The sequence below is a fragment of the Mesorhizobium sp. 128a genome (genome assembly GCF_053848025.1).
This window is the reverse complement of record NZ_JBSPKY010000015.1, coordinates 1-17,093: the sequence shown is the minus strand read 5'-3', so window position 1 is coordinate 17,093 and position 17,093 is coordinate 1. Positions and strand designations below refer to the sequence as shown.

Below are 17,093 nucleotides of genomic sequence, written 5' to 3'. Positions count from 1 at the left end.
TCAGACCGAGCCAAGTCGCGCGCGGGCGAATTTCTGGAAGGCGCGGGCCCGGTGCGACAGCGCGGTCAGTTGGCCGGGCTTCCAGCCATGTTTTTCCTCGGCGCTCATCTCGCCAAAAGTCTTGTCGAAACCATCGGGCAAAAACACCGGGTCGTAGCCGAAACCGAGTTCGCCGCGCGGCGGCCAGACCAGCGTGCCTTCCGCCTCGCCGCGATAATATTCGGCCTCGCCATCGGGAAAGGCGAGGCAGATGACGGCGACGAAGCGGCCCTTGCGCTGCGCCGGCTGGGCGGCGCCAACCTCCTGCAAGGCAACTTCCGTGCGCTGCATGGCCATGCCGAAATCGCGCGTGCCTTCCGGGGTTTCGGCCCAGTTGGCGGTGTAGACGCCGGGCGCACCGTCGAGCGCATCGACACAGAGGCCCGAATCGTCCGACAGCGCCGGCAGGCCGGTGGCTTTAGCCGCCGCAAAAGCCTTGATGTAGGCGTTTTCCTCGAAAGTTGTGCCGGTCTCGTCCGGCTCTGGCAGACCGAAGTCCTTGGCCGACTTCGCCTCGAAGCCGAACGGACCCATCAAATCGGCAAATTCACGCAGCTTGCCTGCATTGTGGCTGGCGACGACAATCTTTTTTCCATCGAGAGAATGCATCAAAGGCCCCAGATCCGTGGCTCGGCGAATTCGATCGAATTGCCCGAGGGGTCGCGTATGTAGATCGAACGTCCGCCTTGCGGCCATTCGAATTCGCTTTCGATGGCGATGCTTTTCGCCGCAAGCTGCGCCTTCCAGCGGGCGAGCTCATCAGCGCTGGCGGCAAAGCAAAGATGGCCCTCACCGACCGTGCCGTGCGGCGGCACCTTCAGCCGCGCATCAGGCGCCGGCGGGATTTTTGTCGCTTCGGCGTTGAAGAGGAGGAGAACGCCGGCGCCGCAGCGGAAGAAGACGTGACGGTTCTCGACCTTGCCGAGGGGTTCGAGGCCGAGGATGTCGTGGTAGAAGGTTTCGGCAGCGGCGAGATCGGTGACGTAGAGGGCCGATTCAAGAACAGCGGAGGGCTGCATCAGGCACCCCCCTCTGGCCTGCCGGCCATCTCCCCCGCGAGGGGGGAGATTGGCAGTTCCGCTGACAGCCCTTCAACGTTAATGATTGGCGAAACCCAAGGCGACATCCGATCTCCCCCTTTGCGGGGGAGATGCCCGGTAGGGCAGAGGGGGGTGTGCAGGATCGCCAACGTCATCTCATTCAATGTCAGGCAACCGCCATCTGCTGCAAGCTGACCAGTCGCTGAATGCCCTTCTTCGCGAGCCCCATCAGCTCCGCGAACTGCCCCTCGGAGAAAGGCTCGCCCTCGGCGGTGCCCTGGATCTCGACGATCCCACCCTTGCCGGTCATGACGAAATTGGCGTCGGTGCCGGCGGACGAATCCTCGATATAGTCGAGGTCGATGACCGGCTGGCCGTCATGGATACCACAGGAAATCGCCGCGACATGGTCCTTCAGCACCTTGGCAACGCTGGCCATCTGCCGCGCTTCCATCCAGCGCAGGCAATCGTAAAGCGCTACCCAGCCGCCGGTGATCGACGCCGTGCGGGTGCCGCCATCGGCCTGGATGACATCGCAGTCGACGGTGATCTGCTGTTCGCCCAGCGCCTGCAAATCGACGACGGCGCGTAAGCTGCGGCCAATCAGCCGCTGGATTTCCAGCGTGCGGCCGCCTTGCTTGCCGGCCGAAGCCTCGCGGCGCATGCGTTCGCCGGTCGAGCGCGGCAGCATGCCGTATTCGGCGGTCACCCAGCCCTTGCCGGAATTGCGCATCCAGCCCGGTACTTTTTCCTCCAGGCTCGCCGTGCACAGGACGTGCGTGTCGCCGAATTTCACCAGGCACGACCCTTCGGCGTGTTTGGACACGCCGCGCTCGAAGGAGATGGCGCGCATTTCGTCGGATTGGCGTTTGGAGGGGCGCATCGAGGCCTCTTTCTGTTCTTTTTGCGTTTGCGTCGGCGGCTTGTAGACGCATGCAGGCCAGGGCGCAAAGGAAAATGGCCGCAAACGCGGCGCCGTGACCGCAAGTGCGGCACCGGGCGATCGCAAGAGCGACACCGGGTTGCGCGGGGGTGATGGAAGTCTATATCCTTGGGGCGGAGGTTTTTGGCCCGAATGACCAAGGCAGTCACCGAATCCAGTCTGCTGGCGCCCGCGCTGCAGTCGCTCGACATGCGCTCGCGCGACATCTTCCGGCGCATCGTCGAGTCCTATCTGAAGGACGGTGAACCTGTGGGATCGCGCAGCCTGTCGCGCATCCTGCCGTCGTCTTTGTCGCCGGCCACGATCCGCAACGTGATGAGCGACCTCGAACATCTCGGCCTGATCTATGCACCGCACATCTCGGCCGGACGCCTGCCGACACAGACCGGCCTGCGCTTCTTCGTCGACGCCTTCATGGAGCTCGGCGACCTCTCCGACGAGGAACGCCGTGTCATCGAGGCGCAGGTGCGCGCCTCCGGCTCGGGCGCCACGCTGGAGCACATGCTGACCGAGGCCAGCCAGATGCTGTCGGGCATGTCGCGCGGCGCCGGCCTGGTGCTGGCCACCAAGAACGAGGTGGCGCTGAAGCACATCGAGTTCATACAGCTCGAGCCGACCAAGGCGCTGGCCGTGATGGTGTCGCAGAACGGCGACGTCGAGAACCGCGTCGTGGACCTGCCGGCCGGCATCACCGTCTCGCAGCTGCACGAGGCCTCGAATTTCCTCAACGCCCATATCAGGGGCCGCACGCTGGCCGAGGCGCGCGTCGAGATCGCCCGCATCAAGGACGAGACCAGGGCAGCCCTCGACACGCTGTCGCAGGATCTGGTCGAGAAAGGCCTGGCGGTGTGGGCCGGCGCCGACAGCGGCCTGCCGGCGCGCCTCATCGTGCGCGGCCGCGCCAATCTGCTCGAAAACGTCACCGCCCAGGCCGACATCGAATTGCTCAGGCACCTGTTCGAGGATCTGGAGACGCAGGACGGGCTGATCCAGCTGCTCGACCTCGCCGAAGAGGGGCCGGGCGTGCGCATCTTCATCGGCTCGGAAAACAAGCTGTTTTCGCTGTCCGGCTCGTCGCTGGTGGTGGCGCCCTACCGCGACAAGGACGCCCGCGTTGTCGGCGCGCTCGGCGTCATCGGGCCGACCAGGCTGAATTATGCCCGCATCGTGCCGATGGTCGACTACACTGCCCAATTGATTACCCGGATGCTGAGATAATTCCAAAGCCGGGATCACCGCAAAGGAGGGCGCAGAATGGCGCTTGAATCGTTCAAGGCCCAGATCAGCCTGCTGCTCGAGGAAATGGTCAACCAGCCCGAGGACGAGCACGAAATCCAGGAGCAACTGCGCGAGAAGCTGCGCGAAATGCGTGCCATGGGTCTGCCTCTGCCCGACGATCTCGTGAAGCTGGAAAAGCGTCTCGATGACGACCTGGACGTCGAAGAGGAAAGTTGAGCGGTTCTACCTTGAATCTGTGCGCGCACGCTTCTCATTTGCGGCACACGCACGATATCTCCTCGGTCAATGACGCGCCGACCGGCGTGAATTCGAGGAGGACAGCATGATCCGGATTGTCGGCTTGGCGGGCCTTGCCTTGTTTCTGGCCACCAGCGCCTTCGCCCAGGAGCAGCCATTGCTGACCGGCAAGGACGCTTTCGGCGATTGGAAGGCCGACAGACCCGGCGTGCGCCGCCTGATCAAGCCGGATGATCTGCAAAAGCCCTATCTCACCGAATCCGCCTCCAACGGCGCCGGCCTCGGCGATCGGCCGGACGGCGCCAAGCCCGTCCTGCCGCCCGGCTTTTCGGCCGAATTGATCGCCTCCGGCATCGCCAATCCGCGCGTCGTGCGCGTGGCGCCGAATGGTGATTTGTTCGTCGCCGACAGCGATGCCAACCAGGTCCGCGTCTATCGGCTGGCCAAGGGCAGTGCGAAGCCGGCCGAGGACAGCATTTTCGCCGGCGATCTCAACCAGCCCTACGGCATCGCCTTCTATCCGCCGGGCGACAAGCCGCAATGGGTCTATGTCGCCAACACCGACAGCGTGGTGCGTTTTGCCTATCGCGACGGCGACCTGAAAGCCTCAGGCGAAGCGGAGACAATCGTCTCCCAGATCCCCTCGGGCGGCCACTGGACTCGCGACATCGCCTTCTCGCCCGACGGCAAGACGCTGTATGTCTCGGTCGGTTCTAAATCGAACGTCGCCGAGGGCATGGGGAAGGAACCGCGTGGCGGCCTCGACGCCTGGGCCAAATCCATGCCTCCAGGCGCAGCCTGGGGCCGTGAGGGCGGCCGTGCCGACGTGCTGGCCTTCGACGCTGACGGCAAGAATGGCCGCATCGTCGCCACCGGCCTGCGCAACTGTTCGGGCATGACCGTTCAGCCGGCAACCGGTGCGCTCTGGTGCGTCGTCAACGAGCGCGATGGGCTGGGCGACAATGTGCCCTTCGAATACGCCACCTCGGTCAAGGACGGCGCCTTCTATGGCTGGCCCTGGTACTATATCGGCGCCAATGAGGATCCACGCCACAAGGGCGCGCGGCCTGACCTCGCCGGCTCGGTGACCATGCCCGACGTTCTCATGCAGGCGCATTCGGCGCCGCTCAACATCGCCTTCTATGCTGGCGGCAACTTTCCGGCGGAGTATAAGGGCGATGCCTTCGTCGCCCTGCACGGCTCCTGGAACCGTGGTGTGCGCACCGGCTACAAGGTGGTGCGGCTGAGATTCAGCGACGGCAAGCCGACCGGCGAGTACCAGGATTTCATCACCGGCTTCGTCCTCTCCGATGATGCGGTCTGGGGCCGGCCGGTCGGCGTGGCGGTAGCCAGGGACGGCGCGCTCATCCTCACCGAGGACGCAAACGGCACCATCTGGCGCATCACTCATGTCGACGGGCCGTCCTGAGCCGATTGATTTGGCAAAGCGCTGCCCCAGTGCGCGTCCCGATGTATCTCCTTGGGATAAGTATGGATGACCTCCGCCGCCGAAGCGCGGTCATCGAAGCCGGTGTCCCTGAGATTGAAGAGGCCGGCCGAGCCGAAGGACTTCTTCGCTCCTTGCGCGAAGCGGCTGTCGCTGAAGTCGTGTTCGTACAGCGTCACCGTGGCGTGGCCATCCTTGAGCTTCGGCACGTAAACACTGCTGATCGTGTCGTTGGCGACGCCAAGCTGGTTGACGTTGAAGCGATAGACGTCCTGCACCATGCGCCGCGCCGCGTTGCCGTTGATCATCCAGTACTCGCGGCGCGATGCGCGGTTCGGGTCGATGAGTTTGAGCGGCGCCTTGCGGCCAAGCCCGAGCCAGTGCTCGAACACCATCACATTGGCGCCCCAGGGATAGGGATAATTTGACTTGTCGATGATGCGTGGCGGGCCGTCGTCGGCAATCTCGTTGGTATCGACATAGTCCAGCCATTGCAGTTGAAACGACGCTTCGACGTTGAGATCGGTGTTGCGCGGGTCGGAAGCAATGATGCGCCAGTCGGAAACCGGCGGATATTTGGTGTCGAGGTCGATGGTGAATTCGCCCTTGGCGGTGTCGTCAGGGCTCGGAGAGTCGCGCCCCAACGCCACCAGCCGCACCTTGAAGCGGTTGTTGACGACCAGCGGATAGATCATCGGACGAACGGGATGGACGCCGGGCTTCCGGCAATCGGTGAAGTAGCCGGACGCAGGCACGATATCGCTGGCGCCCTTGTCGAACAGGCTGAAAGCCTGCCGCCCCTCGAACCACAGGTACCATTCCAGATCGTGGACGTGACCGCGCGCTTCGGAATAGTTATTGGGTATCCATTGCATGAGCTGGATGTGAAGTCGTTTCGCTAGCATGGTGGCTCCTGCCGGTGTAGCCGCGCAAGAGCGCAGCTATTAGGATTGCAACGTGCGGTGGGGCGGATGGGGGGATAGCCGCTCTTCCCAGTTGCGTAAGTGAACCATCTCTCGTTGTCGGCCGTGCCCGGACGACGGTCCGACCCTGCTGGCGCAATCGAATCCGTTTTGCCCCCGGCGGCTTTCATGGCATCAGGGGTCCGTTCACGGGGAGCAACCGTCCATGACCCTCACCGGCTTTCTCGCCTATAGCGCCGCACTTGGCATCGCCGCCGCCATTCCCGGCCCTGGCGTCACCGCGCTTGTGGCGCGGGCGCTGGGCTCCGGCTTTCGCTCGTCGCTGGCCATGTCCTTCGGCCTGATGCTCGGCGACCTCACCTACCTCACCGCCGTGGTGCTCGGCCTTGCCTTCGTCGCGCAGACATTCGGCATGGTCTTCCTCGCCATCAAATGGCTGGGGGTCGCCTATCTCGCCTTCCTCGGCTGGCGTTTCTGGACCGCCGGGATCACGCCAGAGACCGTCGAAGCCAGGAAAGGCAAGGGCGGCCTGGTGTCGAGCTTCCTTGCCGGTCTCACCGTCACGCTGGGCAATCCGAAGACGATGATCTTCTACCTCGCCATCACGCCGACCATCGTCGACCTGAAGACCATCACGCTTGCCGACTACGGCATCCTGGTCATGCTCACCGTAATCGTGCTCTTCGTGGTGCTGGTGCCCTATCTGGCGCTGGCGGCCAAGGCGCGCTGGTTCCTGAAATCGCCGCGCGCGCTGAAGACGCTGAACCGCACCGCCGCCGGCTTCATGGTTGGAGCCGCGGCAGCCATTGCCGCCCGGCAATAGGTCGGCTTCGGCCAATCCATTCCGCCAATCGGGCCATCCGGAAAATGCGTTTCCGGAGGGCAAGCGTTTTCAGCAAGCGCCCCACTCGATATTTTCGGCCGGCAGCCTATCTTGCGCGGTCGAAAGCCCTATTCTGTCCGCCGATGCCAATTGCCTGATCTGGGAGCGAAACCAATGAACAAGCCCGTCTCTTCGCCGCGCGTGCCCGGCCGCGGCCGCGTCTACAATTCGATCACCGAGACGATCGGCGACACGCCGTTGGTGCGGCTCGACAAATTCGCCAGGGAGAAAGGCGTCGTTGCCAACCTTCTGGCCAAACTCGAATTCTTCAACCCGATCGCCTCGGTCAAGGACCGTATCGGCGTTTCGATGATCGAGGCGCTGGAAGCGTCGGGCCGCATCAAGCCCGGCAAGACGACGTTGATCGAGCCGACCTCCGGCAACACCGGCATCGCGCTCGCCTTCGCCGCGGCCGCCAAGGGCTACAAGCTGATCCTGACCATGCCCGAAACCATGTCGGTGGAGCGCCGCAAGATGTTGGCGCTGCTCGGCGCCGAACTGGTGCTGACCGAAGGCCCGAAAGGCATGAAGGGCGCCATCGCCAAGGCCGACGAACTGGCCGCCACCTTGCCCGACGCCGTCATTCCGCAGCAGTTCGAGAATCCGGCCAATCCGGAGATCCATCGCCGCACCACGGCCGAGGAGATCTGGAACGACACCGATGGCGGCGTCGACATCTTCGTCGCCGGGATCGGCACCGGCGGCACCATCACCGGCGTCGGCCAGGTGCTGAAGCAGCGCAAGCCTTCGGTGCATGTCGTCGCCGTCGAGCCGGAGGCCTCGCCCGTGCTGTCGGGCGGCCAGCCCGGCCCGCACAAGATCCAGGGCATCGGCGCCGGCTTTGCGCCAAAAATCCTCGACACCTCGATCTATGACGAGATCGTCAAGGTCTCCAATGAGGATTCGGTCGCCAATGCCCGCCTCGTCGCCCGCCTCGAAGGCGTGCCGGTCGGCATCTCGTCGGGCGCCGCGCTGCAGGCGGCCATCGTCGTCGGCTCGCGGCCGGAGAACAAGGGCAAGAACCTGGTGGTGATCATCCCGTCCTTCGCCGAGCGCTATCTCTCGACCATCCTGTTCGACGGGTTGGGGGCTTAGGCCTCGCGTCTGCGAACGACCGTCCCCGCTGGACAGCCGAAAAACCGCTGGTGGCTTCAGCCACCGGCTTGAGCGGAGGACGGCTTCCGGGTCAAATCACCCCGGCCTGCTTCGTGCGGCCAGGGGAGGATTTTGATGTACAGACTTTATACGCGCCCGGGCAGCGGCGGCTTCGTGGTCGAGGCGGCTCTGGCGCTGGCAAACGCGCCATTCGAGCAGATCGACGTCCCCAAGACTGACCGGCCCGATCCAGCGTTTCTCGACATCAGCCCGATGAACCAGGTTCCGGTGCTGACCTTGCCCAACGGTCAGTCGATAACCGAATCCGCGGCGATCTGCATCCTGCTTGCCGAGCGTCACCCGGAAGCGGGTCTGGCGCCGGCTATAGGTTCGCCGGACCGCGCCGACTTCCTGCGCTGGATGGCGTTCATGTCGTCGGCGCTCTACCCGGCCATCCTGCGCCTGTATTATGCTCATCGCTACACCACCGATGCCGATGGCAAGAAAGCCGTCAAGCAGGCGGCCATTGCCGAGATGGACCGAGGCTTCACCATTGTCGATGCCGCACTTGAGGGACGAGACTGGCTGGTCGGCGGCGGGATGTCGCTGGTCGACATCTATCTCGTCATGCTGGTGGCCTGGCACCCCGATATCGACAAGGCCCGCACGGGCTGGCCGAACATTGAACGCCTGTGGTCGGTGTTGCGGGCGCATCCGCTGATGACGCGGCTCAACACGGCGCATGAGATGTGGCCGGCCTGAGCCGGCGCGGCGAAGCTCAATTTCGCAGGATCGCCCGTTTCGCCTGCAGGAAGCGGCGCACGGCCGGGTCGCGTTCGAGGCCGATCGCCCGGTCGTAGGCTTCGACCGCCTGTGCCGCATTGCCGAGCCTGGCCAGCAGTCCGGCGCGGGCCGCCCAGTAGGGTTGATAGTCGGCGAGCCGCTTGTCGTCGCCAAGCACGTAGAGCGCAGCCAGCCCGGCCGTCGCCCCATCGGCCTCAGCGATCGCCACGGCGCGGTTGATCGCCACCACCGGCGAGCCTGATATCACCGACAGCGCATCATAGAAATTGCGGATCGCCGCCCAGTCGGTCTGGCCGGTCCGCCGCCGCGTCGCGTGCACCGACTGCACGGCGGCCTCGAGCTGGTAGCGGCCGATGATCCCCTTGGTCGCGGCATGGCCGAGCAGCGCTTCGGCCTCATCGATCAGGGGGTGATCCCAAAGCCGGCAATCCTGATCGGCCAGCGGCACATAGTTGCCGTCGTCATTGCGCCGCGCCGCGCGCCGCGCCTCCGCAAACAGCATCAGCGCCAGCAGGCCGAGCGCTTCCGGCTCGTCCGGCATCAGCGACGCCACCAGCCGTCCGAGCCAGATGCCTTCCGTCGCCAGGTTGCGTGTCCGGGTCTCCGTGCCGGCGGGGTCGGTCCAGCCTTCGGCGAAAGCGGCGTAGATCGCTTCCAGCACCGTATCCAGCCGCTCGCCGAGTTCGGCCCGCTCCGGTACGCGAAACGGAATGCCGATCTCGCGGATGCGGATCTTGGCGCGCACCAGGCGCTGGCCCATCGTCGCCGGCGAAACCAGGAAGGCCGAGGCGATGGTCGCCGCGTCGAAACCCAGAACCGTCTGCAGGATCAGCGGCGCCCGCACGCTGGCTTCGATCGCCGGATGCGCGCAGGCAAACATCAGCCTGAGACGCTCGTCGGGAAGGTCTTCGTCTTTCACGCTCGCCTCCATCTCCTCGGCCATCAGCTTGAGATGGTCGCGGCTCGCCTCGCTGGTCAGCCGACGGCGCACCGCATCGACACCACGGCGGCGCGCGACGGCCAGCAGCCATGCCTCAGGCTTCTCGGGCACGCCGGTCTGCGGCCAGCGCTCCAGCGCCGCCGCGAAGGCATCGGCCAACGCATCCTCCGCCCCCGCCACGTCGCGGGTGCGCGCCGCGAGCCAGGCGACCAGTTTGCCGTAGCTTTGCCGGGCGGCCGCCTCGGCCGCCGCCCGCACGATCTCCGGGCGACTGTCCGTCACGGGGTCACTTCTCGGATATGTACTCGGTCATTTCCCAGATCGGCCGCACCTCGATCGTGCCGGCGCTGGCGCCGGGACAGCGTGCCGCCCACGCGATTGCCGCATCGGCGTCGCCAGCCTCGATCATGTAGAAGCCGGCAAGCTGCTCCTTGGTGTCGGCATAGGGGCCGTCGAGCACATTGGTCTTGCCGTTGGCCGTCCGCACCGCAGTGGCAGACTGGGTCGGCTTCAGCCGGTCACCGGCGAGCCACGCTCCGGATTTCTTCAATGCTTCGGTGTAGGCGCCATAGGCGGCGCTGATCTCATAGGTCTTGTCGCTCGGCGCGGCCGCCATCGCGGCTTCGTTCGCGTAAATCAAAAGCATGTATCGCATCGTCTTCTCCCGTTTTCTCGAGGGCCGCTCCGTTGCGGGCCGAACGTATGTCGTGCGGCCATGCCCGATTTCGACAGGCTCCTGAAAAACTTTCGCCTTCGCCACGAGGTTTCGCAAGGGTCGTCTGCTGGACAACGACTAGCAGCAGACTGGCAGACGTTTTGCGCGGCACTATCCTCTGGCGTTGGCAAGGGGGCATGTCGTTTCCCCAAAGCGAGGTCACTTTTGGGCGGCATGCATCATCCGATCATGCGCGCACGCATCGCGGCGGACGGGATGGCGCAACTGTCCTTGCGGCCGAAGATGGCGTAGCGGTTTTTGGCGATGCGTTCGTAGAGCCAGTCGCGCAAAGGGCGCGGCAACAGCAGCAGGGCTTTCGCCGCGCGCCACGGCCAGCCCAGTTCGGCCATCACGGCAATGAAACTGTCCAGCCGCATGAAAGGAGCGCCGCCGATGAGGACCAGATTGGTCTCGTAACTGTCGGTGCGCAGTCCGTATTTGTGGAACAGCGCCTCGCCGAAGGGCGACTGCGCGGTGGCGAAGCGGAAACGGTTTTTGCGGTCGAGCCTGACCACGGTGCGCACAAAGCCCGAGCACAGCACGCAGACGCCGTCGAAAACGATCAAAGGCTGGCTGGCATCGAAGGGTTCAGGAGAAGAAGTCACGGGACATCCGGCGGCTCATGTCAGACGACACTAAGCCTGCCGGCAGCGGGATCAAAGTCGCGGCGTTGTCGCACGGCCTCTCGCGGCCAGCGCGGGGCGCTCGGCGCGGTAGGTGGTTGCGCGGTGGTCGGCGGCCGGCCTGCAGATCCGGCTGTCGTGACGGCTTTCGAACGTCATGATCAGTGCGCGCCGAGCGAACTGCCGCGACGGGCGCAGGCCGGGCCCGGGCCGCGCATGTAATAGCGCTCCGGCCGATAGGTCGGTGCGATGAATTCGCGGATGGCGGCGGCGTAGCCGGCGATGTGGCCCCAGAATTTCATTTTCTTAAGTCCCTGTCCCGATTTTCGGATGTCCCGTCCGATTGCGGGGATCATAGCGTCGAGGCGTGAATAGTCGGTGAACACGATGTTAATCTTCGGTCGAAAACCCGTCGCTTCGTGGCCGGAATGCGGCTGTTTCGGGGTTTTTCAGAGCCTTTTGAGCCCTTTCCGGCCAATGTGACTTTTGCATCACATATGTTTCGTCTGGATGTCGCTTGGGCGCGCTTCTGTTTCAATTCCGAAAGCCGCAGCGAAATTTCCGTGCGCGCGGCCTGCAAGCGCCTTTGGCAGCGTCCGGAACCGGAACGGGCCTTACCCGTTCTCGCTTAAACCGCATCGCGCAGGAGTTTCGCCATGGCACCCCGCCCAGCCTGGAAGGGCTATCTGAATCTGTCGCTGGTTACCTGCGCCGTCGAACTGACCAACGTCGTCACCCACACCGAAAAAGTCTCGTTCCGGGTGCTGAACCGCAAGACCGGCAACACGGTCAAGCGCATCTACGTCGATGCCGAAACCGGCAAGCCGCTCGACGAAGGCGACGAGATCAAGGGCTACGAACTCGACGACGGCGACTTCGTCCATATCGAGGAAGACGAGATCGCCGCGGTGCAGATCGAGTCCTCGCACACAATGGCGCTGGACGGCTTTGTCGACAAAGCCTCGATCCAGCAGATCTATCTCGACACGCCCTATTACGTCGCGCCGGCCGACAAGGTGTCGGAGGAGGCCTTTGCCGTCATCCGCGACGCCATGGCGGGCAAGAAGATGGCCGGGCAGGCGCGCATCGTGCTCTACGCCAGAGAACGTCCCGTCGTCATCGAACCGCTCGGCAAAGGCATGGTGCTGACCACTCTGCGCTACGACAACACGGTGCGGCAGCCCGACAGCGTCTTCGGCGACATCAAGGCGGTGAAGACCGACCAGGAGATGACCGATCTGGCCGAGCTCATCATCGACAAGAAGAAAGCCAAGTTCGATCCGTCGAAATTCGAGGACAAGTATGAGGACGCGCTGCTCGAACTGATCCGCGCCAAGAAGGCCGGCAAGAAGGCGCCGAAGCCACAGGCCGCGCCCAAGCCGTCCAACGTCGTCAACCTGTTCGACGCGCTGAAGAAGAGCCTGTCGGATGGCGACGCGGCGAAAGGCTCGGCCAAGAAAGCCAAGCCGGCGGCCAAAAGCACCAAGCCGAAAGCTGCAGCGCCGAAGCGCAAATCGGCGTGAACGTTATGGCCGGCCTCGAACAATATCAATCCAAGCGAGACTTCAAGAAGACGGCGGAGCCTGCCGGAAAGGTCACGCGCGGCAAGGCATCCGGCGGCATCTTCGTCATCCAGAAGCATGACGCCACCAGGCTGCATTACGATTTCCGCCTCGAGCATGACGGCGTCCTGTGGAGCTGGGCAGTGACACGCGGCCCAAGCCTCGATCCGCACGAAAAGCGGCTGGCCGTGCATGTCGAGGATCACCCGATCGACTATGCCGGCTTCGAGGGCACCATCCCCAAGGGCGAGTATGGCGGCGGCACGGTCATCGTCTGGGACGAAGGCACATGGACGCCCGAGATCGACCCCGCCAAGGCAATGAAGAAGGGCCACATCTCGTTCGAACTTAAAGGAAAGAAGCTGAACGGCCTGTGGCATCTGGTCAGGTTGAAACCCCGCGCCGGCGAAAAGCGTGACAACTGGCTGCTGATCAAATCCGACGATGCCGCCGCCCGCCCCGGCGAGGACATTCTGAAGGACAAGCCGAAATCGGTGAAGTCGGGCCTGACCATCGAGCAGGTCGCGGAAGGCAAGACCGCCGACGGCAAGAAGCCCAAAGTCTGGCACTCCAACAAGCCCGCGGCCTCCAGCAAGGCGAAAGCCGGCAAGCGCCTCGATTTTATCGAGCCGCAGTTGGCGACGCTGGAGCGCGACGCGCCGCCCGGCAAGGACTGGCTGCACGAAGTCAAATTCGACGGCTACCGCATGCAGGCGCAGATCGCCGGCACCGAAGTGCGGCTGCTGACCCGTACCGGCCTCGACTGGACGGAGAAATTCGGCCCCGAGATCGTCGCCGAGCTGGCGCAGCTGAAATGCAGCGACGCCCTCATCGACGGCGAGATCGTCGTGCTGGCCGACAGCGGCGTGTCTTCCTTCTCGCTGCTGCAGCAGGATCTCTCCGCCAATCGCACCAACCGCTTCACCTACTATGTGTTCGATCTGATGCGGCTCGACGGCAAGGATTTACGCCGCGAGCCGCTGGTGGAGCGCAAGCAGGCGCTGCAGGAGTTGCTCGGTGAGCCCGCCGAAAATGCCGCGGTAAGATTCAGCGATCATTTCGCCGAACCCGGCAAGATCATGCTGCAGCATGCCTGCCGCATGGGGCTCGAAGGCATCGTCTCCAAGCGCGCCGACGCACCCTACCGCAGCGGCCGTGGTCCCTCCTGGGTGAAGTCGAAATGCACGGCGCGCCAGGAATTCGTCATCGGCGGCTACCTGCGGTCGGAGAAGACCGGACGCGGATTGCGTTCCCTGCTGGTCGGCTACCACGAGGGCGGCAAGCTGCATTATGCCGGCCGCGTCGGCACCGGCTTCTCGGCCAAGGGCGCCACCGATCTGAAGAAAAAGCTCGATGCGCTGCAGGCGAAATCCTCGCCCTTCGCCGCCGCCGTGCCGAAGGGCAAGGGCCTGGTCTGGGTCAAGCCCGAACTTGTCGGCGAAGTGGAGTTCCGCAGCTGGACCTCCGACCGTATAATACGCCACGCGTCGTTCCAGGGATTGCGCGAGGACAAGCCGGCGGAGGAAGTCGTGCAGGAAAAGCCATCGAAGGCCGCCAGCAAGGCAACGCCCGCGGCAAGCAGCGCCGGCAAGGCTGCCGGGACCAAAGCTGGGGTAATGACCACCAGCGTAAAACTTTCCCATCCCGAAAAGCTGCTGTGGCCCGACGAGAAGATATCGAAGCAGGCCTTGCTTGAGCACTACGCGCTGGTCTGGCCGCGGATGGAGCAGTTCATCGTCAACCGGCCGCTCAGCCTGGTCAGGGCGCCGGACGGCATTGGCGGCCCGCGCTTTTTTCAGAAACACGCCTCGGCCGGCATGAGCGACAAGATCGCCCGGATGAAGGATCCGACGGACGGCGAGGAAATCCTGTTCATCCGCGATTTCGACGGCCTCGCCGCCCTGGTCCAATATGGCGTGGTCGAGGTCCATATCTGGGGCTGCACGATCGATGAACTGGAAAAGCCCGACCAGATCATCTTCGATCTCGATCCCGACGAGGGCGTCGACGTCAAGGCGGTGCGCGAGGCCGCGCTCGACATCCGAGGCAAGCTCGACGATCTGTCGCTGCCCAACTTCGTCAAACCATCAGGCGGCAAGGGCTATCACGTGCTGGTGCCGCTGAAGCCCGCGGCGGATTGGGAGGCGGTCAAAACCTTCTCGCATGATTTCGCCAAGGCACTGGAGCAGGGTGCGCCTGATCGCTACACGGCAACGCTGTCGAAGAAGGCGCGCACCGGAAAAATCTTCGTCGACTATTTGCGCAACGGCCGCGGTTCGACCACCGTCGCGCCCTACTCCTCGCGCGCCAAGAAAGGCGCGACGGTGTCGATCCCGGTGACGTGGGCGGAGGTGGAGAAGGGGCTGGCGCCGAATGCATTTCCGATCGGCGACAAGACGACGCTGAAGGAATTGGAGAAGCCCGATCCGTGGAAGGATTTCTTCAGCCAAGGGAAGGTGCTGAAGCGGGGGTGAAGGGGCCGACGTAGCGCTCCGTCACAAGGGGGGAGATTGGCAGCTTCAAAGCGTCGCTCTTCTTGGGAGGTCGGAGATTGGCGAAATCCAAGGCGCGCTTGATCTCCCTCCTTGCGGGGGAGATGGCCGGCAGGACAGAGGGGGGGTGCTGTCCCGCCGACGTCCTGTAGGGACAGCGCCGTCTAACTCACCCCAAAAACACCTTCTCAAACGCCTGTTTCCCCGGCGGTGAAAACACCACCGCGCGGCTGTCCTTCTCCCGCCTTGCCCATTTCTCGGTCAGGATCTTGTCCAGAATCGCCGCACCCAAAGTCCCGGCCAAATGCGAGCGCCGTACGCTCCAGTCGAGGCAGGCGCGGCACACCGGCCGGCGCGGCTTGGCGCCGACATCGATGCCGATGGCCGAAAAATGCGATGCCGCCGACGGGCTGAGCCGGATCTCCTTGTCGTCGCGCAAAAGAATGTCGCGCGCGACCAGCCGGTCGAGCATCGCCACGGCCTGCTCGCCGGCGAGGTGGTCGTAGCAGACACGGGCGACGCGCATCGCGCCGTCGCGCGGACCCGGCCGCACGCGCTTGGGGCCGACCGCCTCCGCAACGCCGGTGATCGCCTCGATCATCCCCGCCACCTGCGGTCCGGCGAGACCGTAATAGCGATGCCGGCCCTGGCTGGCCAAAGTCAAAAGCCCGCCCTCCATCAGCTTCGACAGATGCGAGGATGCCGTCGGCAGCGATACGCCGGCCTCCAGCGCCAGTTCGCTCGCCGTCAAGGCCGTGCCGCCCATCAGCGCATTCAGCATGTTTGCCCGCGCCGGATCGCCGACCAGGCTGGCGATGCGGGCAATGTCCGGTCCTTCACGCATAGTTAGGTCTCCATCGAAGCATTCTTGTCAGCCAATCACTATTGTCGGGCGAGATCAAGGAGAACGCCGATGCCAACCGCTTCCGCCCCGCTCGCCGGCCGCCGGCCGTTTCCGTTCGTGACCTGGCTGCACCGGCGGCTGCTCGCCCGCTGGTATGACCGCCATCTGCAGCGGCTCGACCTCGCGGAGGTCGACGATCATTTGCTGCGCGACCTCGGCCTGACCCGCGAGGATGTGCGCCGCGAATGCGCAAAATCCTTCTGGCAGGCCTGAGCGCCAGCGCTTTTGCCTAGCAGACCCCGCGGCACAACGTTTCGACGCCGCTCGAACTATTGACGCAGAAAATCCTAGGAGATCCACATGACCATTACCTGCTTCATCCGCTATGAGATCGATCCGTTCGGCAAGGCGGCCTTCGAGCAATACGCCAAGGCCTGGGGCCAGGCGATCCCGCGCTGCGGCGCCGATCTGATCGGCTACTACGCGCCGCATGAGGGGTCGGCCACCACCGCCTACGCCGCCTACAACATCGACAGCCTCGCCGCCTACGAGGCCTATCGCGCCCGGCTCGCCGCCGATCCGGCGGGCAAGGCCAATTACGAATTCGCGCGCCGGGAAAAGTTCATCTTGAAAGAAGACCGCATCTTCCTGAAGCTGGTGTCCGGACCCCATGGACCGCGACAGCTGTTCCAGACCGCGGTCAAGGAGGAAGCATGATCGCTGTTATCTTCGAGGTGCAACCGGCTGAGGGAAAACGCGATGCCTATCTGGGCATCGCCGCAGAACTGCGGCCGCTGCTCGACGGCATCGACGGCTTCATCTCGATCGAGCGCTTCCAGAGCCTGGTCGACCCCAACCGCGTCCTGTCGCTGTCCTTCTGGCGCGACGAGGAAGCGGTCAAGGCCTGGCGCAACACGGAGGAGCATCGGCAGGCGCAGCAGGCCGGCCGCGGTGGAATCTTTGCCGGCTATCGGTTGCGCATCGCGCATGTGGTGCGGGACTATGGGCTGACGGAGCGGGATGAGGCGCCGGCGGATAGCCGGGCTGTGAATGGGTAGCCTCTTCCTTCCCCCCTTGTGGGGGAAGGTGGCCTCGCGAAGCGAGGTCGGATGAGGGGTGTTCCAGAAGGCACCAACGCCTCACTCCGCTGGAACACCCCTCATCCGTCTCGGCGCTAACGCGCCGATCCACCTTCTCCCACAAGGGGACTGTTGCAAAATTGGGTGGATATGATTCCCTGTTTTGAAACGGGGATTTTGCGATGACG

The 17,093-nt window shown here is 64.3% G+C and carries 20 protein-coding genes; 11 read left to right on the top strand and 9 right to left on the bottom strand.

Annotated features, from left to right (window positions below; all coding sequences use genetic code 11):
- The 3 genes from rdgB to rph all read right to left on the bottom strand — a co-directional run bounded on the left by rdgB (window position 1) and on the right by rph (window position 1,962).
- Window positions 1-648: an RdgB/HAM1 family non-canonical purine NTP pyrophosphatase gene (gene rdgB, locus ACWTU9_RS23100; RefSeq protein WP_455860305.1), complete on the bottom strand. Its 648-nt coding sequence runs from the start codon at window positions 646-648 to the stop codon at window positions 1-3.
- Window positions 648-1,058 (bottom strand): VOC family protein, encoded by a 411-nt coding sequence (locus tag ACWTU9_RS23095; RefSeq protein ID WP_455860304.1) that lies wholly within the window; start codon window positions 1,056-1,058, stop codon window positions 648-650. Before ACWTU9_RS23095 ends, rdgB begins: the two co-directional genes overlap by 1 nt.
- A gap of 187 nt (window positions 1,059-1,245) precedes the next feature.
- On the bottom strand, window positions 1,246-1,962 hold the full coding sequence (gene rph / locus ACWTU9_RS23090) for a ribonuclease PH (protein ID WP_455860303.1): 717 nt from the start codon (window positions 1,960-1,962) through the stop codon (window positions 1,246-1,248).
- Between the two features lie 192 nt (window positions 1,963-2,154).
- On the opposite strand from rph, the gene hrcA reads away from it, so the two are divergent.
- From hrcA to ACWTU9_RS23075, 3 genes are all read left to right on the top strand, one after another.
- A complete protein-coding gene (hrcA, locus tag ACWTU9_RS23085) occupies window positions 2,155-3,240 on the top strand; it encodes a heat-inducible transcriptional repressor HrcA (protein WP_454590089.1) in 1,086 nt (361 codons plus the stop codon).
- Window positions 3,241-3,276: 36 nt separating this feature from the next.
- Window positions 3,277-3,477 (top strand): hypothetical protein, encoded by a 201-nt coding sequence (locus tag ACWTU9_RS23080; RefSeq protein WP_455860302.1) that lies wholly within the window; start codon window positions 3,277-3,279, stop codon window positions 3,475-3,477.
- A gap of 106 nt (window positions 3,478-3,583) precedes the next feature.
- Window positions 3,584-4,927, top strand: coding sequence for a PQQ-dependent sugar dehydrogenase (locus tag ACWTU9_RS23075; protein WP_455860301.1), 1,344 nt, complete (start codon window positions 3,584-3,586; stop codon window positions 4,925-4,927).
- On the opposite strand, the gene ACWTU9_RS23070 is transcribed toward ACWTU9_RS23075, so the two are convergent.
- Complete coding sequence (locus ACWTU9_RS23070) at window positions 4,906-5,850, bottom strand: hypothetical protein (RefSeq protein ID WP_455860300.1); 945 nt, start codon at window positions 5,848-5,850, stop codon at window positions 4,906-4,908. The genes ACWTU9_RS23075 and ACWTU9_RS23070 overlap by 22 nt on opposite strands.
- A 223-nt stretch (window positions 5,851-6,073) precedes the next feature.
- Between ACWTU9_RS23070 and ACWTU9_RS23065 the strand changes: the two genes are divergently transcribed.
- The 3 genes from ACWTU9_RS23065 to ACWTU9_RS23055 all read left to right on the top strand — a co-directional run bounded on the left by ACWTU9_RS23065 (window position 6,074) and on the right by ACWTU9_RS23055 (window position 8,608).
- Window positions 6,074-6,691, top strand: coding sequence for a LysE family translocator (locus ACWTU9_RS23065; protein ID WP_455860299.1), 618 nt, complete (start codon window positions 6,074-6,076; stop codon window positions 6,689-6,691).
- A 174-nt stretch (window positions 6,692-6,865) separates the two neighbouring features.
- Window positions 6,866-7,846 (top strand): cysteine synthase A, encoded by a 981-nt coding sequence (gene cysK, locus ACWTU9_RS23060; RefSeq protein WP_352674863.1) that lies wholly within the window; start codon window positions 6,866-6,868, stop codon window positions 7,844-7,846.
- Between the two features lie 135 nt (window positions 7,847-7,981).
- The gene (locus tag ACWTU9_RS23055; protein WP_455860298.1) at window positions 7,982-8,608 is read left to right on the top strand and encodes a glutathione S-transferase family protein; all 627 of its coding nucleotides are present in this window, start codon (window positions 7,982-7,984) and stop codon (window positions 8,606-8,608) included.
- A gap of 16 nt (window positions 8,609-8,624) precedes the next feature.
- On the opposite strand, the gene ACWTU9_RS23050 is transcribed toward ACWTU9_RS23055, so the two are convergent.
- The 4 genes from ACWTU9_RS23050 to ACWTU9_RS23035 form a co-directional block, all read right to left on the bottom strand.
- On the bottom strand, window positions 8,625-9,872 hold the full coding sequence (locus ACWTU9_RS23050) for an RNA polymerase sigma factor (protein ID WP_455860297.1): 1,248 nt from the start codon (window positions 9,870-9,872) through the stop codon (window positions 8,625-8,627).
- A gap of 4 nt (window positions 9,873-9,876) precedes the next feature.
- Complete coding sequence (locus ACWTU9_RS23045; RefSeq protein WP_455860296.1) at window positions 9,877-10,245, bottom strand: YciI family protein; 369 nt, start codon at window positions 10,243-10,245, stop codon at window positions 9,877-9,879.
- Between the two features lie 239 nt (window positions 10,246-10,484).
- The gene (locus ACWTU9_RS23040; RefSeq protein WP_455860295.1) at window positions 10,485-10,910 is read right to left on the bottom strand and encodes a thiol-disulfide oxidoreductase DCC family protein; all 426 of its coding nucleotides are present in this window, start codon (window positions 10,908-10,910) and stop codon (window positions 10,485-10,487) included.
- A gap of 179 nt (window positions 10,911-11,089) precedes the next feature.
- The gene (locus ACWTU9_RS23035; RefSeq protein WP_023672040.1) at window positions 11,090-11,230 is read right to left on the bottom strand and encodes a hypothetical protein; all 141 of its coding nucleotides are present in this window, start codon (window positions 11,228-11,230) and stop codon (window positions 11,090-11,092) included.
- A gap of 354 nt (window positions 11,231-11,584) precedes the next feature.
- Here ACWTU9_RS23035 and ku point away from each other — a divergent pair, with 354 nt between their 5' ends.
- Together ku and ligD are read left to right on the top strand one after the other, a co-directional pair.
- Window positions 11,585-12,451: a non-homologous end joining protein Ku gene (ku, locus tag ACWTU9_RS23030; protein ID WP_455860294.1), complete on the top strand. Its 867-nt coding sequence runs from the start codon at window positions 11,585-11,587 to the stop codon at window positions 12,449-12,451.
- Window positions 12,452-12,456: 5 nt separating this feature from the next.
- The gene (ligD, locus tag ACWTU9_RS23025) at window positions 12,457-14,964 is read left to right on the top strand and encodes a DNA ligase D (protein ID WP_455860434.1); all 2,508 of its coding nucleotides are present in this window, start codon (window positions 12,457-12,459) and stop codon (window positions 14,962-14,964) included.
- Window positions 14,965-15,151: 187 nt separating this feature from the next.
- Here ligD and ACWTU9_RS23020 read toward each other — a convergent pair whose 3' ends face one another.
- Window positions 15,152-15,826 carry an ArsR/SmtB family transcription factor gene (locus tag ACWTU9_RS23020; RefSeq protein ID WP_455860293.1) on the bottom strand — a complete coding sequence of 225 codons (675 nt, stop codon included), beginning with the start codon at window positions 15,824-15,826 and terminating at the stop codon, window positions 15,152-15,154.
- Between the two features lie 69 nt (window positions 15,827-15,895).
- Here ACWTU9_RS23020 and ACWTU9_RS23015 point away from each other — a divergent pair, with 69 nt between their 5' ends.
- The 3 genes from ACWTU9_RS23015 (at window position 15,896) to ACWTU9_RS23005 (ending at window position 16,884) form a co-directional block, all read left to right on the top strand.
- Entirely contained in the window at window positions 15,896-16,099 is a 204-nt protein-coding gene (locus ACWTU9_RS23015) for a DUF1127 domain-containing protein (RefSeq protein WP_455860292.1), read from the top strand.
- Between the two features lie 87 nt (window positions 16,100-16,186).
- Window positions 16,187-16,543 carry an NIPSNAP family protein gene (locus tag ACWTU9_RS23010; protein ID WP_455860291.1) on the top strand — a complete coding sequence of 119 codons (357 nt, stop codon included), beginning with the start codon at window positions 16,187-16,189 and terminating at the stop codon, window positions 16,541-16,543.
- On the top strand, window positions 16,540-16,884 hold the full coding sequence (locus tag ACWTU9_RS23005) for an antibiotic biosynthesis monooxygenase family protein (protein WP_455860290.1): 345 nt from the start codon (window positions 16,540-16,542) through the stop codon (window positions 16,882-16,884). The genes ACWTU9_RS23010 and ACWTU9_RS23005 overlap by 4 nt, the downstream gene beginning before the upstream one ends.
- The last annotated feature ends 209 nt before the right edge of the window (window positions 16,885-17,093 follow it).

Coding starts and splice junctions, on each gene's coding strand:
- rdgB (WP_455860305.1), bottom strand. CDS start 648: ATGCATTCTCTCGATGGAAAAAAGATTGTCGTCGCCAGCCACAATGCA.
- ACWTU9_RS23095 (WP_455860304.1), bottom strand. CDS start 1,058: ATGCAGCCCTCCGCTGTTCTTGAATCGGCCCTCTACGTCACCGATCTC.
- rph (WP_455860303.1), bottom strand. CDS start 1,962: ATGCGCCCCTCCAAACGCCAATCCGACGAAATGCGCGCCATCTCCTTC.
- hrcA (WP_454590089.1), top strand. CDS start 2,155: ATGACCAAGGCAGTCACCGAATCCAGTCTGCTGGCGCCCGCGCTGCAG.
- ACWTU9_RS23080 (WP_455860302.1), top strand. CDS start 3,277: ATGGCGCTTGAATCGTTCAAGGCCCAGATCAGCCTGCTGCTCGAGGAA.
- ACWTU9_RS23075 (WP_455860301.1), top strand. CDS start 3,584: ATGATCCGGATTGTCGGCTTGGCGGGCCTTGCCTTGTTTCTGGCCACC.
- ACWTU9_RS23070 (WP_455860300.1), bottom strand. CDS start 5,850: ATGCTAGCGAAACGACTTCACATCCAGCTCATGCAATGGATACCCAAT.
- ACWTU9_RS23065 (WP_455860299.1), top strand. CDS start 6,074: ATGACCCTCACCGGCTTTCTCGCCTATAGCGCCGCACTTGGCATCGCC.
- cysK (WP_352674863.1), top strand. CDS start 6,866: ATGAACAAGCCCGTCTCTTCGCCGCGCGTGCCCGGCCGCGGCCGCGTC.
- ACWTU9_RS23055 (WP_455860298.1), top strand. CDS start 7,982: ATGTACAGACTTTATACGCGCCCGGGCAGCGGCGGCTTCGTGGTCGAG.
- ACWTU9_RS23045 (WP_455860296.1), bottom strand. CDS start 10,245: ATGCGATACATGCTTTTGATTTACGCGAACGAAGCCGCGATGGCGGCC.
- ACWTU9_RS23035 (WP_023672040.1), bottom strand. CDS start 11,230: ATGAAATTCTGGGGCCACATCGCCGGCTACGCCGCCGCCATCCGCGAA.
- ku (WP_455860294.1), top strand. CDS start 11,585: ATGGCACCCCGCCCAGCCTGGAAGGGCTATCTGAATCTGTCGCTGGTT.
- ligD (WP_455860434.1), top strand. CDS start 12,457: ATGGCCGGCCTCGAACAATATCAATCCAAGCGAGACTTCAAGAAGACG.
- ACWTU9_RS23020 (WP_455860293.1), bottom strand. CDS start 15,826: ATGCGTGAAGGACCGGACATTGCCCGCATCGCCAGCCTGGTCGGCGAT.
- ACWTU9_RS23015 (WP_455860292.1), top strand. CDS start 15,896: ATGCCAACCGCTTCCGCCCCGCTCGCCGGCCGCCGGCCGTTTCCGTTC.
- ACWTU9_RS23010 (WP_455860291.1), top strand. CDS start 16,187: ATGACCATTACCTGCTTCATCCGCTATGAGATCGATCCGTTCGGCAAG.
- ACWTU9_RS23005 (WP_455860290.1), top strand. CDS start 16,540: ATGATCGCTGTTATCTTCGAGGTGCAACCGGCTGAGGGAAAACGCGAT.